Source organism: Rhodococcus sp. PML026, from assembly GCF_000963615.1.
Lineage (GTDB): Bacteria > Actinomycetota > Actinomycetes > Mycobacteriales > Mycobacteriaceae > Rhodococcoides > Rhodococcoides fascians.
Window position 1 is genome coordinate 110,647 of record NZ_KQ031367.1, and the last position, 14,651, is coordinate 125,297.

Genomic DNA, 14,651 nt, shown 5'->3' on the forward strand with positions numbered 1-14,651 from the left:
GTGCAGTATCAGATAAGAGCAGTATCAAATAAGAGCTGCGAGTCGTTCGATTGCGAATCGGTATCCGTCGATGCCGAGTCCGGCGATGACTCCGCTGGCGATCGGTGAGACGTAGGAGTGGTGCCGGAACTCCTCGCGGGCGTGCACGTTGGAGATGTGCACCTCGATGATCGGGACCTCGGGGATGACGAGTGCGTCACGCAGCGCCACCGACGTGTGGGTCAGTCCGCCGGGGTTGATGACGATGCCCGACGCCACCCCGCGTGCCTCGTGGATCCAGTCGATCAACTGTCCCTCGTGGTTGGACTGCTCTGCTTTCACGTCGAGTCCGTGTGTGGCGGCGGTCTTCTCGCACAGGGCGACGACGTCGGCGAGGGTGGCGCTGCCGTACACCTCGGGCTGGCGGGTGCCGAGCATGTTCAGGTTCGGACCGTTGAGCACCAGCACTTGCTTGGCCATGACGTCACTCGCTTTCCTGCTCTACGAACTACCGGGTCCGATCATTCCACAGCGTGGTTGACACAATTGCCCCGTGAGCATTGGGAAGACGGTGAGTACGGGGAGAACCGTATGGGTGGTGTGGGGCATCGGCGTCTTCGCGTATGTCATCGGGGTGCTGCATCGGACGGCCTTCGGGGTCGCCGGGCTGAGCGCAGCGGACCGGTTCTCGATCTCCCCGTCTCTGTTGTCCTCGTTCGTGGTGCTGCAGGTGGTCGTGTACGCGGCGATGCAGATTCCGGCCGGAGTGCTGCTGGATCGGATCGGTTCGCGCAAGATGATCGCTGCCGGTGCGCTGATCATGGCGTCGGCGCAGATCACATTGGCGCTCACCGAATCGCTGCCGGTCGCGGTGGCGGCACGTGCATTCGTGGGCATCGGCGACGCGCTGACGTTCATCTCGGTCCTGCGTCTGGTGCCGCGTTGGTTCTCGCCGCGGCGGGTGCCGATCGTGTCCCAGTTGACCGGGCTGCTGGGTCAGCTCGGGCAGGTGCTCTCGGCCGTGCCGTTTCTGATTCTGTTGAACGGGCCGGGGTGGACTTTCGCTTTCGGTAGCGCGGCGGCACTGGGTTTGCTCGCACTCGTCCTCTCGCTCGCTCTGATTCGAGATCGTCCCGACGACAGCACTGCTCCGGAACCGGAGCCGACGTCGTTGCGGCAGACGCTGGACTCCATCGGCGAGGTGTGGCGACGACCGGGAACCCGGCTCGGATTCTTCTCGCACATGGGGACCCAGTTCTCGATCACCACGTTCGCCCTGTTGTGGGGTGTGCCGTACATGACCACCGCTCAGGGATTGTCGGCGTCGACGGCCGGAGCGCTGCTGACGTTGTCGGTGCTGTCGGCGGTGGCGTCGGGCATCGTGCTCGGTTTGCTCACCGGGCGCTACCCGATGCGTCGGTCCTGGCTGGTGCTGGCGATCATGGTCAGCAACGCCACGATGTGGGCCATCGTTCTGTCGCTGCCCGGACCTGCGCCGCTGTGGCTGCTCGTTCTGCTCGTCGTGGTGATTTCCGTGGGTGGGCCCGGGTCGGTGATCGGATTCGACCTCGCCCGCACGTTCAATCCGAGTGCCAATCTGGGGACGGCTCAGGGGATGGTCAACATCGGCGGCTTCCTGGCATCGCTGTTGGTCATCGCGGCGATCGGGTGGATCCTCGACGCCATGGGCGGTTACGACTTCGACAGTTTCCGGGTCGCGATGCTGGTGCAGTTTCCCGTGTGGATCATCGCGATCATCGGGGTGCTGGCGACGCGGCGCAAGACGCGCAAGGTGCTCGCGGCCGACGGCATCCACCCGCACACGATGCGCGAGGTCCGAGACCGGATGCGCCGCAAATAAACCTTTGCTTAGTCGGCTTTCTACGAGCATGCTGGTGGTCCGAATATCGTTGTAGGACACAAGCAAACGTTACGTAAAGGTGAAACAAAGAGATGGTAAGCGAGCCTGAAGCGACCGCCGAGCGTGAAGCGAGTGCGGTGAGTGGCGAGTACTCGCACCGCGAGATCATGACCATTCTGTCGGGCCTGATGATGGGTATGTTCCTGGCGGCTCTCGATCAGACCATCGTGTCCACGTCGGTACGTACCATCGCCGACGACCTGAACGGGTTCTCCGTTCTCGCCTGGGTGACAACGGCATATCTGATCACGTCCACTGTCTCGACCCCGCTGTACGGCAAGCTCTCCGATCTCTACGGGCGCAAGCCGTTCTTCATGACGGCCATCTCGATCTTCGTCGTCGGGTCCATGCTGTGCGGCATCGCGACATCGATGTACGAGCTCGCAGCTTTCCGGGCCGTGCAGGGGTTGGGCGCAGGTGGCCTGATGTCGATGGCGTTGGCGATCATCGGCGACATCGTGCCCCCGCGGGAGAGGGCCAAGTATCAGGGTTACTTCCTGGCGGTGTTCGGTACGTCCAGTGTGCTCGGGCCGGTCATCGGCGGTCTGCTGGCCGGGCAGTCGTCCATTCTCGGCATCACCGGCTGGCGCTGGGTCTTCTACATCAACGTTCCGCTCGGCATCATCGCGCTCGTCGTCGTCTGGCGGGTGCTGAACCTGCCGGTCTACCGCCGCGAGGCCCGCGTCGACTGGTGGGGCGCAGTGCTTCTCAGCGTCGGGCTCGTGCCGCTGCTGATCATCGCCGAGCAGGGCCGCGTCTGGGGATGGAGTTCGCCGCGGGCACTGCTGTGCTTCGGGATCGGCATCGTGGGCGTCATCGCGTTCGTTCTCGCCGAGATCAAGATGGGCGACGACGCCCTGATCCCCATGCGGTTCTTCCGAAACCCGTTGTTCTCGTTGTGTATTGCCGTCAGTGTCATCGCAGGCGCAGCCATGTTCGGCGGCATCTCGCTGCTGCCGCAGTACCTGCAGGTGGTCAAGGGTTCCTCGCCGACTCTCGCCGGTTATCAGACCTTGCCGCTCGTCGGCGCTTTGATGATCGCGTCCATCGTGTCGGGTTCGATCATCTCGAAGACGGGGCGGTACAAGATCTTTCCGATCGTCGGCACTGCGCTGATGGCGATCGCCATGTTCACGTTCCACTACGTGCACGCCGACACTCCGTTGTGGCAGACGATGGTCGTGATGGGTGTGTTCGGTCTGGGTCTCGGTTCGATGATGCAGCCGCTCACGTTGGCCATCCAGAATGCGATGCCGCCCAAGGACATGGGCGTCTCCACCTCGGCGGCAACGTTCTTCCGTCAGATCGGTGCGACGGTCGGCGTGGCGGTGTTCCTGTCGATGCTGTTCACGCAGCTGACGCCCAAGACCGGCGATGCGTTGGTCGCCGCGAGTTCGACGCCCGCGTTCCAGCAGGCCGTGCAGAGCGCGGCCACCAGTGCCGATCCGTTGGAGTCCGGGTTCGCGAAGGCCATCGCCTCAGGTGATGCATCCGTTGCCGGTAGTGCCTTGCAGGACAGTTCGTTCATCCAGAAGCTCGATCCCGCGCTCGCCGAGCCGTTCCGCATCGGCTTCTCCGACGCGATGGACTACGTGTTCCTGGCCGTGTCGATCCTGATGCTCCTCGGATTCGTCCTGGTGCTCTTCCTCAAGGAGGTGCCGCTGCGCACGATGTCGGGTCTGGCGGCAGCTCAGCAGGAACGCGACGAAGAGCGAGCGAACGACGTGGGCACGGGTCTACATTGATGGCGTGAATTCGGAGAACTGGGTTCGGCTCGGCTCGGTGGACACCTGGTACGCCGAGGTGGGCGACGGGGAACCGCTGGTCCTTCTCCATCCTGGGGGCGCTGATGCGCGAGCGCTGGATGTCACCGTCGCCGGGTTGTCCTCGGCGTTTCGGGTATTCACCCCCGAACGTCGAGGGCATGGCCGCACCCCGGATGTTTCCGGGCCTGGTCTCTCCTCCGAGTTGACGTTCTCGGACATGGTCGACGACACCATTGCGTTCATCGAGCAGGTCGTCGGGCGACGGACGCGGTTGGCCGGGTGCAGCGACGGCGGTGTCGTAGCGCTACTGGTCGCACTGCAACGCCCGGATCTGGTGGATCGTCTCGCCTGCGTCGCGAGTGTCTTTCATCGCGACGGTTGGGGCGGCGGGCTGTCCGGACTCGGCGACGCCGACCGTAGCGATTTCGTACGCCGGCTCGACGATATGCACAGTGCAGATCCCGCACTGACTGCGAGCGATCTCGCCGCGTTGTCGGTGCGCACTCTGGTGATGATCGGTGACGACGACGAGGTGAGCATCGAGCATGCTGCCGAGTTCTACCGCAGTATGCCGGTCGCCGAGCTGGCAATTGTCCCGGGTACCTCGCATGGTGTGTTGGTCGAGAAGCCCGCGTTGTCCAATGCGATATTGCTGGACTTTTTCACCCGGGATGCAGTGCAGACGTTCGCGCCCATTCGCCGAGCCTGATCCGTGGTCACGGTGTGTGACGCAGGCCGTCGAACAGGGCCTTCAATCCGCGATCGAGCTCGCGGGCACCGTCGTATGCGGTGATGAGTGGCGGCAGTACGGACATGATCGGGAAGTCCTCGATCGGGAGTCTGCGCAACGCGAGGCTGAGTCTGTCGACGGTCTCGTCCGGGTTGTCCGTCGTCTCCTGCGTTTCACTGAGCACGTGACCGCGGAGCATCGACATCAGCAACCGGTAGGCCGAGAGCGCCTCGGGGACAGTAAATCCCGCGGTGGCAAACAGGCTCAATATGCCTTCGAGTGACATCAGGGACCTGGTGGTGCCCAGGCCCAGCGGAGTGGACCGGGGCCGAGTCGCCAGCAAAACGGCCGCGCGCGGGTGTGCCAAGGCGAGTTCGCGATAGTGCCGGCCGAAGATCGTCAGCTGACGTCGCCAATCGGTGTCCGATCCGTCCACCGACACGAGGTCTCCGAGAATCGAATCGGCAACGGCGTCGAGTAGTGCTTCCTTGGTGGCGACGTACCGGTACACGGTCATGGGGTCGCGATCGATCGAGACAGCCAGGCTGCGGATGGTCAGGCTGTCGAGTCCGGTGTCGTCGATGATGGCGAGGGCGGCCGACACGACGAATTCGTGGTCGATTCTGTCCCTAGAGTTGTGGCTACTGCGATCCGAGGGGGTCATCACATTGCTCCGCCGATGTCGGTATTCGAGTAAGCGGCACGCCGATCGGCTTTCGGTCGACAAACAATCTTATTGTTCACCAACGCTTTTCGCTTGACCCCAGACCTTACACATGGTGTGCTGTAGTTCTACACCGTAGAGATACGGGGAAACTCGCTGTTGCGGAGTGGGCCACGAGCCTCCGCGCCCCCTCTACTCATGTCGCGCAGTTGAACAGCCAGCCGGCGACGCCACCGATCTACGGATTCCGCGAGACCTCGACGCCCCTGGTGAATTCCAGTGACCATCGTCGACCGTCGCGTGACATCTTAAATTCTGTCGAATCTCGTCGGGGGAATCGATATTCATAACGCGTTGTGCGGCAACAAGCCTCGCACGCACCTCCTCGAGCAGATCGGTACACACCATGTACTCTCCGCAACATCGTCCTGCGCCGTCCACATCCAGACGCAAGGGCTCGGCGTTGATTCCCCTCGTCGGTACCGTCGCACTGGCCACCAGCGCGCTCATGCTGGTCAACGCCTCTTCGGCCGACGCTCAATCACCAGCTGTCGTCGTCCCCACCGTCGGTCTCGGTGCCGCAGATCCGTACGCAATTCTTGCCGGCTCCACCGTGACCGATGCGGGTGGATCTGTGATCAACGGCTCCGTGGGTGTGAGCCCAGGGGACGGGAACCCTTCGAGCGTCAGCGGCCTGCTGCAAGGCCAAATTACCAACGGCGTGATCGATGACAAGAACGAACGGGCCTTGAATGCGAAAGCTGCTCTGCAGGTTGCATATACCAACGCTGCCAACAGGTCTGGTCCCGAACTGGTTCCAGTCGAGCTCGGGGGCACCACACGGTATGCCGGCCTGTACAAGGGCGACACGCTCGGACTGACCGGATCTCTGCCTCTGACGCTCGATGCGCAAGGCAATTCCGCTGCGGTCTTCATCTTCCAAGCCGGATCCACTCTCATCACGGGGTCGAACAGCAGTGTGTCGCTGATCAACGGGGCCAGTCCGTGCAACGTGTTCTGGCAGGTGGGAAGCTCGGCCACTCTCGGCACCGGCACCGATTTCGTCGGCACGGTCATGGCGCAGGCGTCGATCACCGCGACGACGGATGCCGATGTGCGGGGACGACTCCTGGCACTGACCGGCGCAGTCACCCTCGACTCGAACACGATCAGCAACGCAGAGTGTGGGATCACCGAACCGCCGGTCACGACCACGAACCCTCCGGTCACGACCACGACGCCTCCGGTCACGACGACCACACCGCCGGCGCCTACGACAACGACACCGGCACCTACGACAACGACGACCGCCCCGGGTGGCGGCGGCGGTACGCCGGGTGATGGTGGCGGAACGCCGCCGATCGTCATCGAAGTACCCCCGATTCCGGGTCTGCCGCCGATCCCCGGCATCACGCTTCCGCCGATTCCGGGTATCCCGAACGTGCCGGACAACCCGAACACGCCGGATCAGCCGAACACTCCGGACCAGCCGCGCACTCCCGATCAGCCGAACACCCCGGACCAGCCTCGGACTCCGGACCAGCCGCGCACTCCGGACCAGCCCAACACCCCGGACCAGCCGCGCACTCCGGATCAGCCGCGCACTCCCGATCAGCCGGGCGGCCCTGATCAGCCGGGTACATACAACCCCGGTGGCCAGATCACCCAGATTCCCAACGGTGGAGTCGAAACGGGCGATGGCAGCACCAGCGTGCGGCCGAGCGCGGCGTCGATGACGTCGATGTGGGCTGTGCTGTTGGTACTCGCTGCAGGCGGGGTCTCCGCCTTGGCGCTCAGCCGTCGTCGACGCTGAGTAACACGTGACCACTGAGATCGATACTGCTGCAGAAGTTTCCCGCACTGTGACCCGTCACCGGGTTGCAGTGCGGGCTGCGGCAGCAGCCTGCCTGATGGTGGTGGCCCTCGTGTCGGGGTGTACGACACCCGTCGATGAACCCGCTCCGACTCGAACGTCAGCGGCGACATCGGCTGACGTTGTTGCTCAACCCAATTCGATCCCTGCCCAGGGCGGTGGTTCGGCCGAGGATGTTGCGTCTCCGCCCGAACGTATCGAGATCGACGCGATCGGTGTCGATTCCGATGTGATGGACCTCGGGTTGAATCCCGATGGAGCAATGGAAGTCCCGCCGGGCGGTTTTCCCGCAGGCTGGTACACCGGATCGCCGGTCCCCGGTCAGCTGGGACCGTCCATCGTTGCCGGCCACGTGGATTGGGCCGGTAGTCCAGGTGTCTTCTACCGACTCCGCGAACTGGAGCAGGGAGACGATGTGTCCGTCACTGCCGAGGATGGAAGTACGGTCCGGTTCGTCGTCAGCGCTGTGGAGCAGTATCCGAAGGATGCTTTCCCCACCCAGAAGGTGTACGGCGATCTCGACCACCCAGGGTTGCGTCTGATCACATGCGGTGGCCAATTCGATTCGGATGTCGCCAGTTACGAGGACAACATCGTCGTCTACGCGGATCGGGTCTGACGCGCTACCTTCCTAGCCCGGCTCGAGTTCGAGGTCGATGAATCTACCTGCTGTTCCGCGCCTTGGGGTCTGCGGTAGACGGTCGGTAGGTGGCCGCAATCGGCGAGCTGCGTTGTTGCAGGCACGGTGACGGCAGTGGTGCCGGCATTGGAGACCCAGAATTCGACGCCATCAGCAAGGATGACCGGAGTCCACAGGCCCATGGTCTTCAGGCTGTGGTAATAGCGGCACAGGCAGACCTTCATGTCAGCTCGAATCGCTCCAGCACCACCTGAGTGTCGTCGTTCACCGTGAAATTCGGATCACCCAGCTCCTCGCGGACTTCGACGGACTGCCAGAATCTTTCGTGTCCGGCACGCCACTGCGCCACATCGGCGTATCCCTCACCCTCGTCGAGCGCATGCTGCAGCGGAACATCGCTCAGCGCAACGACATCGACGGCCGTGGTCTCGATGACCCCGACCACGGCACCCGCCGAATTCACCACCGCACCGCGTTCGCCGACCCTCGGCAGCTCCTCGTCGGTGTACTGAGCCAACAGGCTTGCCGTGCTGGTCTTCGCGCCGGACAGCACGGCCGCAACCAGCGTGTCCCGTAGTGGGCCCGGGTAGGCGAACTCGACAATCGGCAGATCGGTCACTCACGCATCATATTTCGAGGTCTACCCACACCAGTCTGTGGTCCGACGGGTGCTCGGCCTGATCGGGCCAATACACCTGCGAGTCGCGCACGGTCATATCGTCCGACGGCAGCACGTAGTCCACCCGAAGGTCACCCGGCGTCGGATCAGCGAAATCGGCTGTGTCCGTGCCATGTCCATCGGACGTGGGTGCCGGATCTCGAACCCGCGGAAGATCCAGAACCTGTGCGATGGCACCGGCCACGGAGTCGCCGTCGACCGGATCGCTGTTCTGGTCGCCCATCATCACGAACGACGCTCCCTCGTCGAGTCCGCCTCGCACGCCGTTGTCGTCGTAGAGGTAGTCGGCACCGGAAATGTAATCGGCGCTCAACCGGATCTCGTCGTGATTGCGCTTACCGTTACGGTCCTCGGGTCCGTCGAAGGATGGGGGAGTGGGATGCGAGGCCAACACGTGCAGCGTCTTCCCGTTCACGTCGACGGGCACGTCCCAATGAGACTTGCTGGACAGTCGAAGCGCGTCTGCGTTCTCTCCGTAATAGTCGCGCGGTAACAGCGAGTTCGGCATGTCCTTCCACAGAAAGTTCTGGAACGTGCGTACCGAACCGGTGTCGATCGGGAACTTCGAGTACACCACCATGCCGTACTGACCGGGAAACTGTCCGAATCCCCAGGCGTCACCGGGGCCACCGAGTGCGCCGTCCCCGTCCAGGTCGAGTCCCGAGTCGACGCCGGTGTTCACCGGAGCAGTGAAGAAGAACGGGTACTGCCCGTCGAGGTAGTTCTCGTTGAAGAGGGTGGGGCCATCGGACCCCGAATAGTCGAACTCGTTGACCAGCAAGACATCCGGTGAGTTCGCGGAGATCACGTCGGCTACTGCGCGAGCCTGGGCGTTCTCCGCGCTCAGGTCGGTGACCAACTGTCCGGCCGCGGACCGATTGAGACTGGCGTTGAACGTCGCCACCCGGATGCTCGACGGTTCGTCGGGGGTCGGGTCTGCAGTAGACGGGTCCGTGGTGGAGCAGCCGGCAGTCATGAAGGCGAGGGTAACGGCGACGGCCACAAGTCTCGACGTTTTCACGTTTCCGACCGTAGAGACGGCAAGCGAACGTAAGGTTACGAATTAAAAAGCAAGCGTGCTTGCTTTTTTCTCGTGCCTTTGTGAAGCTGGTCCCATGGCAGACCTCGACTCACTCGTCGGCGATCTCCGTGCCGAGGGTGACGACCTCGACGCGCTGGTGGCCGAGTTGGCACCCGAACGCTGGGCGGCACCTACTCCGGCGGCGGGCTGGACGATCGCACATCAGATCGCGCACCTGTCGTGGACGGATCACGTCGCGGAGCGAACCACATCCGCAGCGTCCGGTGATACCGCGGCCGAGGAGGAGTTCGCCCGCACGCTGAAAAAGGCCTGGGAGAACCCCACCGGGTTCGTCGACGACGCCGCCGAGGAGGAAGCGGGCAATCCGGAACTGTTGAGCAGCTGGCGAACCCGCCGCCACGCCATGACGGACGCGCTGAAGCAGGTCCCGTCGGGGGTCAAGATCCAGTGGTTCGGGCCGCCCATGAGTGCCGCGTCCATGGCCACCGCCCGTCTTATGGAGACGTGGGCCCACGGACAGGATGTCGCCGATGCGCTGGGCGTCACTCGCGTGCCGACCGACCGAATCCGCGGAGTCGCACACATCGGCGTCCGGACACGAGATTTCGCTTACGCCGTCAACGAGCAGACTCCGCCGGCGGAACCGTTCGGAGTCGAGCTCACCGCACCCTCGGGCGAAGTGTGGACGTGGGGTCCCGACGACGCAGAACAGCGTGTCACCGGATCTGCACTCGACTTCTGCCTTCTCGTCACTCAGCGCGCACACCGCGACGACCTGGACGTTCGAGCCGACGGGGCCGATGCCGCACACTGGCTCACCATCGCCCAAGCCTTCGCAGGCCCTCCCGGACAGGGACGAGACAAGGCAGGACGCGAGAAAGCATGACCGTACGTATAGGCAACTGCTCCGGTTTCTACGGAGATCGACTGTCCGCGATGCGGGAGATGCTCGAAGGAGGAGACCTCGACTACCTCACCGGTGACTACCTCGCCGAGCTCACCATGCTCATCCTCGGACGCGACCGAATGAAGGACGCGACCCGTGGCTACGCCAAAACCTTTCTGCGGCAGGCCGAGGACTGCCTCGGACTGGCACTCGACAAGGGCGTGAAGATCGTCGCCAATGCCGGCGGACTCAATCCGCGCGGACTGGTCGAGGCGTTGGAGAAGCTCGATTCCGGCGCGAAGATTGCCTACGTGGACGGCGACGACCTCCTCGGCAGGGCAGGCGAACTCGGCCTCGGCAGCCCGCTGACGGCAAACGCATACCTCGGTGCATGGGGAATCGTGGAATGCCTGAACTCCGGTGCCGACGTCGTGGTGACCGGTCGCGTCACCGACGCCAGTGTCATCGTCGGCCCGGCTGCCGCTCACTTCGGCTGGTCGACAACCGATTACGACGCATTGGCCGGCGCGGTCATCGCGGGCCACGTCATCGAGTGCGGTACTCAAGCGACCGGCGGTAACTACTCGTTCTTCACCGAGATCGCCGACATGTCCCGTCCCGGGTTCCCCATCGCCGAGATCGAAGCCGACGGATCCTCCGTCATCACCAAGCACGAGGGCGCCGGCGGTGCCGTCAGCGTCGGTACCGTCACCGCGCAACTGCTGTACGAGATCACCGGGGGCCGATACGCGAACCCCGACGTCACCGCGCGCATCGACACGGCGGTCCTGGCGCAGGAGTCCAGTAACCGAGTATCGATCAGCGGGGTCACCGGAGAAGCGCCGCCGCCCACCTACAAGGTCTCGCTCAACGCACTCGGCGGCTTCCGCAACGAATTCACGATGGTCTTGACCGGCCTGGACATCGAGGCCAAAGCCGAACTGGCGCAACGGCAGTTCGAGTCGTGGTTGCCCGCCCGACCGACCGAGTTGGACTGGACTCTGGTGCGTACCGACAAGCCCGACGCCGAGACCGAGGAAACCGCAAGCGCGTTGCTGCGCTGCGTCGCCCGCGACAGTAACCCCGACGCGGTGGGACGCCAGTTCTCGGCTGTGGCGGTCGAACTCGCACTTGCCAGCTACCCGGGCTTCTCGGTCACCGCACCGCCCGGAAACGGAGCCCCGTACGGGGTGTTCACCGCAGGTTTCGTCGACGCACACGACGTACCGCATACGGCCCACCTGGCCGACGGCACCGAACGCAGGATTGCACCCTCGGCGCAGACGCGAGTCCTGGAATCGCTGGTCGAACCGAAGCTGCCGGCACCGCGAGCCGCCGAGGACACCATCCGACTACCACTCGGTACCATCGCCGCCGCCCGCAGCGGAGACAAAGGTGGGAGCGCCAACGTCGGAGTGTGGGTGCGCACCGACGACGAATTCGCCTGGCTCGTCCACGCATTGACGGTCGAGACCCTGAAGAAGATGTTGCCCGAGGCCGAAAAACTCACTGTCACTCGGCATGTACTTCCCAACCTGCGGGCGGTGAACTTCGTCATCGACGGCATTCTCGGCCAGGGCGTTGCATCGCAGGCCAGATTCGATCCACAGGCCAAGGGACTCGGTGAGTGGCTGCGGTCGCGGCACATCGACATCCCCGAAACACTCGTGTTCACAGGAGTGGAGCCTGCGGAACGACCCGACAAGAAGGCAGCACTCATATGAGCATCTGGACTACCCCGGAGCGTCAGCAGCTTCGCAAGACCGTTCGCAGTTTCGTCGAACAGGACATCGCGCCGCACATGAATCGGTGGGAGACCGAGGGCGAGATTCCGCGTGAGCTGCACAAGAAGGCGGCCGCTCTCGGTTTGCTCGGCGCAGGGTTTCCCGAGGACGTCGGCGGCGACGGCGGTGATCTCGCGGACGCGGTGCTGATCTGTGAGGAGATGCACCAGGCCGGCGCGTCGGGCGGACTGTTCGCTTCTCTGTTCACCTGTGGAATTGCGTTGCCGCACTTGGTTGCCGCGAGAGATCCTGAGCAAATCGACAAGTGGGTACGGCCGACGCTGGCGGGGGAGAAGATCGGCTCGCTCGCGATCACCGAGCCGGGTGGCGGCTCCGACGTGGGTCATCTGCGGACCAAGGCGGTCAGAGACGGCGACCATTACGTCGTCAACGGGTCGAAGACCTACATCACCTCGGGGTGCCGTGCGGACTTCGTCGTCACCGCGGTCCGGACGGGAGGCGAGGGTGCAGCCGGAGTGTCGCTCCTCGTCGTCGAAAGGGGCACACCGGGCTTCGAGGTCACCAGCAAGCTGGACAAGATGGGCTGGCGCGCCTCCGATACCGCCGAACTCTCCTTCGTCGACGCACGGGTTCCGGTGGCCAACCTGGTCGGTGCCGAGAACAGTGGCTTCGTCCAGATCGCGCAGGCATTTCTCACCGAGCGTATCGCTCTCGCCGCTCAGGCCTACGCCAGCGCGCAGCGGTGCCTCGATCTGACGCTGCAGTGGGTTCGAGACCGGGAGACCTTCGGAAAGCCGCTCATCGCACGGCAATCCGTACAGAACACCGTCACCGAGATGGCGCGCAAGATCGACATCGCTCGCGTGTACACCCGCTCCCTCGTCGAGCGGTCCATGCAGGAGGACGGTGACTTCATCGCCGAGGTCTGCTTCGCCAAGAACACCGCCGTCGAGTCCGGGGAGTGGGTGGCCAATCAAGCCGTCCAACTCTTCGGCGGACTCGGGTACATGCGCGAGAGCGAGGTCGAACGGCAATACCGCGACATGCGCATCCTCGGTATCGGCGGCGGAACCACCGAGATTCTCACCGGCCTTGCCGCAAAACGATTGGGGTACCAGGCATGAGCGTGCTGAAGTCCACTCTCGACACCGCATCGGAGCAGTACACCGGTGCCACCGAAGCCATGCACACCAAACTGGCCGAGATCGACGCCGAACACGACAAGGCGTTGCTCGGTGGCGGTCAGAAGTACGTCAATCGACACAAGAAGCGTGGCAAGCTGCTCGCCCGTGAGCGCATCGAATTGTTGATCGACGAGGATTCCGCGTTCCTCGAACTGTGCCCACTTGCGGCGTGGGGCAGCGACTTTCCCGTCGGTGCCAGCACCGTCATGGGTATCGGTGTCGTGTGCGGGGTCGAATGTCTCATCGTGGCCAACGATCCCACGGTCCGCGGCGGGTCCAGCAACCCGTGGACCCTGAAGAAGGGGTTCCGCGGCAACGACATCGCCACCCAGAACCGACTGCCGGTGATCTCTCTCGTCGAGTCGGGCGGTGCCGACCTGCCCACGCAGAAAGAGGTGTTCATCCCCGGTGGGCGCATGTTCCGCGATCTGACGCAGCTCTCGGCGGCCGGTATTCCGACCATCGCCCTGGTGTTCGGCAACTCGACTGCGGGCGGTGCCTACGTTCCCGGCATGTCCGATCACGTCGTCATGATCAAGGAACGATCCAAGGTGTTCCTGGCCGGACCGCCCCTGGTGAAGATGGCCACCGGTGAGGATTCGGACGACGAGTCGCTCGGCGGAGCCGAGATGCACGCCCGAAAGTCGGGTCTCGCAGACTACTTCGCCGTCGACGAGCAGGACGCCATCCGTATCGGACGCAGCATCGTCTCCCGGTTGAACTGGAAGAAGAAGGGGCCCGAGCCACGCACCGAGGTCATCGAGCCACTCGCCGATCCCGAGGATCTGCTCGGCATCGTCCCCACCGATCTGAAGATCCCATTCGATCCCCGCGAGGTCATCGCCCGCATCGTCGACGGTTCCGACTTCGACGAGTTCAAGCCGATGTACGGCGGCTCGCTCGTCACCGGTTGGGCAGAGTTGCACGGCTACCCGATCGGCATCCTCGCCAACGCACGCGGCGTGCTGTTCAGCGAGGAATCGCAGAAGGCGACGCAGTTCATTCAGCTCGCCAACCGGTCGAACACGCCACTGCTGTTCCTGCACAACACCACCGGCTACATGGTCGGCAAGGAATACGAGGAAGGCGGCATGATCAAGCACGGATCGATGATGATCAACGCCGTCTCCAACTCGAAGGTGCCGCACATCTCGATCCTGCTCGGGGCGTCCTACGGAGCCGGCCATTACGGCATGTGCGGCCGCGCCTTCGATCCTCGCTTCCTCTTCGCCTGGCCGTCCAGCAAATCCGCCGTCATGGGTGGCGCACAGCTGGCCGGCGTCATCTCCATCGTCGGACGCGCCGCCGCAGAAGCTCGCGGTCAAGCGTTCGACGCGGAGGCCGATGCCGGACTGCGCGCGATGATCGAGAATCAGATCGAAGCCGAATCGTTGCCGATGTTCCTGTCCGGACGCCTCTACGACGACGGCGTCATCGATCCCCGTGACACCCGCACGGTAGTGGGAATGTGCCTGTCGGCCATCGCCTCTGCCCCGATCGAAGGCACCGCGAACTTCGGTGTCTTCCGGATGTGATGCCCGC

General features: G+C 63.9%; 13 protein-coding genes. 9 read left to right on the forward strand and 4 right to left on the reverse strand.

The window, feature by feature from the left end; all coding sequences use genetic code 11:
• Window positions 1-24: 24 nt before the first annotated feature.
• On the reverse strand, window positions 25-459 hold the full coding sequence (gene aroQ, locus VF34_RS02005; protein ID WP_045840697.1) for a type II 3-dehydroquinate dehydratase: 435 nt from the start codon (window positions 457-459) through the stop codon (window positions 25-27).
• 79 nt (window positions 460-538) lie between these two features.
• Between aroQ and VF34_RS02010 the strand changes: the two genes are divergently transcribed.
• From VF34_RS02010 to VF34_RS02020, 3 genes are all read left to right on the forward strand, one after another.
• Window positions 539-1,840 carry an MFS transporter gene (locus VF34_RS02010; protein WP_371828235.1) on the forward strand — a complete coding sequence of 434 codons (1,302 nt, stop codon included), beginning with the start codon at window positions 539-541 and terminating at the stop codon, window positions 1,838-1,840.
• Window positions 1,841-1,932: 92 nt separating this feature from the next.
• Window positions 1,933-3,645: an MDR family MFS transporter gene (locus VF34_RS02015; RefSeq protein ID WP_045840698.1), complete on the forward strand. Its 1,713-nt coding sequence runs from the start codon at window positions 1,933-1,935 to the stop codon at window positions 3,643-3,645.
• Between the two features lie 4 nt (window positions 3,646-3,649).
• Complete coding sequence (locus VF34_RS02020) at window positions 3,650-4,375, forward strand: alpha/beta fold hydrolase (protein WP_052073669.1); 726 nt, start codon at window positions 3,650-3,652, stop codon at window positions 4,373-4,375.
• Window positions 4,376-4,382: 7 nt separating this feature from the next.
• On the opposite strand, the gene VF34_RS02025 is transcribed toward VF34_RS02020, so the two are convergent.
• The gene (locus VF34_RS02025) at window positions 4,383-5,060 is read right to left on the reverse strand and encodes a TetR/AcrR family transcriptional regulator C-terminal domain-containing protein (RefSeq protein ID WP_032365304.1); all 678 of its coding nucleotides are present in this window, start codon (window positions 5,058-5,060) and stop codon (window positions 4,383-4,385) included.
• A gap of 406 nt (window positions 5,061-5,466) precedes the next feature.
• Between VF34_RS02025 and VF34_RS25675 the strand changes: the two genes are divergently transcribed.
• Both VF34_RS25675 and VF34_RS02035 read left to right on the forward strand, forming a co-directional pair.
• Entirely contained in the window at window positions 5,467-6,873 is a 1,407-nt protein-coding gene (locus tag VF34_RS25675) for an ice-binding family protein (protein ID WP_052718547.1), read from the forward strand.
• Between the two features lie 7 nt (window positions 6,874-6,880).
• Window positions 6,881-7,552, forward strand: a complete 672-nt coding sequence (locus VF34_RS02035) for a class F sortase (protein ID WP_052718549.1) — start codon at window positions 6,881-6,883, stop codon at window positions 7,550-7,552.
• Between the two features lie 241 nt (window positions 7,553-7,793).
• On the opposite strand, the gene VF34_RS02040 is transcribed toward VF34_RS02035, so the two are convergent.
• On the reverse strand, window positions 7,794-8,192 hold the full coding sequence (locus tag VF34_RS02040; protein ID WP_027498173.1) for an ASCH domain-containing protein: 399 nt from the start codon (window positions 8,190-8,192) through the stop codon (window positions 7,794-7,796).
• 7 nt (window positions 8,193-8,199) lie between these two features.
• Complete coding sequence (locus VF34_RS02045) at window positions 8,200-9,273, reverse strand: endonuclease/exonuclease/phosphatase family protein (RefSeq protein WP_045840699.1); 1,074 nt, start codon at window positions 9,271-9,273, stop codon at window positions 8,200-8,202.
• 94 nt (window positions 9,274-9,367) lie between these two features.
• Here VF34_RS02045 and VF34_RS02050 point away from each other — a divergent pair, with 94 nt between their 5' ends.
• Genes VF34_RS02050 through VF34_RS02065 form a run of 4 tightly spaced genes read left to right on the forward strand, consistent with a single transcriptional unit; the run spans window position 9,368 to window position 14,644 of the window.
• Window positions 9,368-10,180 (forward strand): TIGR03084 family metal-binding protein, encoded by an 813-nt coding sequence (locus VF34_RS02050; RefSeq protein ID WP_032369698.1) that lies wholly within the window; start codon window positions 9,368-9,370, stop codon window positions 10,178-10,180.
• Complete coding sequence (locus VF34_RS02055; protein WP_045840700.1) at window positions 10,177-11,904, forward strand: acyclic terpene utilization AtuA family protein; 1,728 nt, start codon at window positions 10,177-10,179, stop codon at window positions 11,902-11,904. The genes VF34_RS02050 and VF34_RS02055 overlap by 4 nt, the downstream gene beginning before the upstream one ends.
• Entirely contained in the window at window positions 11,901-13,049 is a 1,149-nt protein-coding gene (locus VF34_RS02060) for an acyl-CoA dehydrogenase family protein (protein ID WP_027498169.1), read from the forward strand. The genes VF34_RS02055 and VF34_RS02060 overlap by 4 nt, the downstream gene beginning before the upstream one ends.
• Window positions 13,046-14,644: an acyl-CoA carboxylase subunit beta gene (locus VF34_RS02065; RefSeq protein ID WP_045840701.1), complete on the forward strand. Its 1,599-nt coding sequence runs from the start codon at window positions 13,046-13,048 to the stop codon at window positions 14,642-14,644. Before VF34_RS02060 ends, VF34_RS02065 begins: the two co-directional genes overlap by 4 nt.
• Window positions 14,645-14,651: the final 7 nt, after the last annotated feature.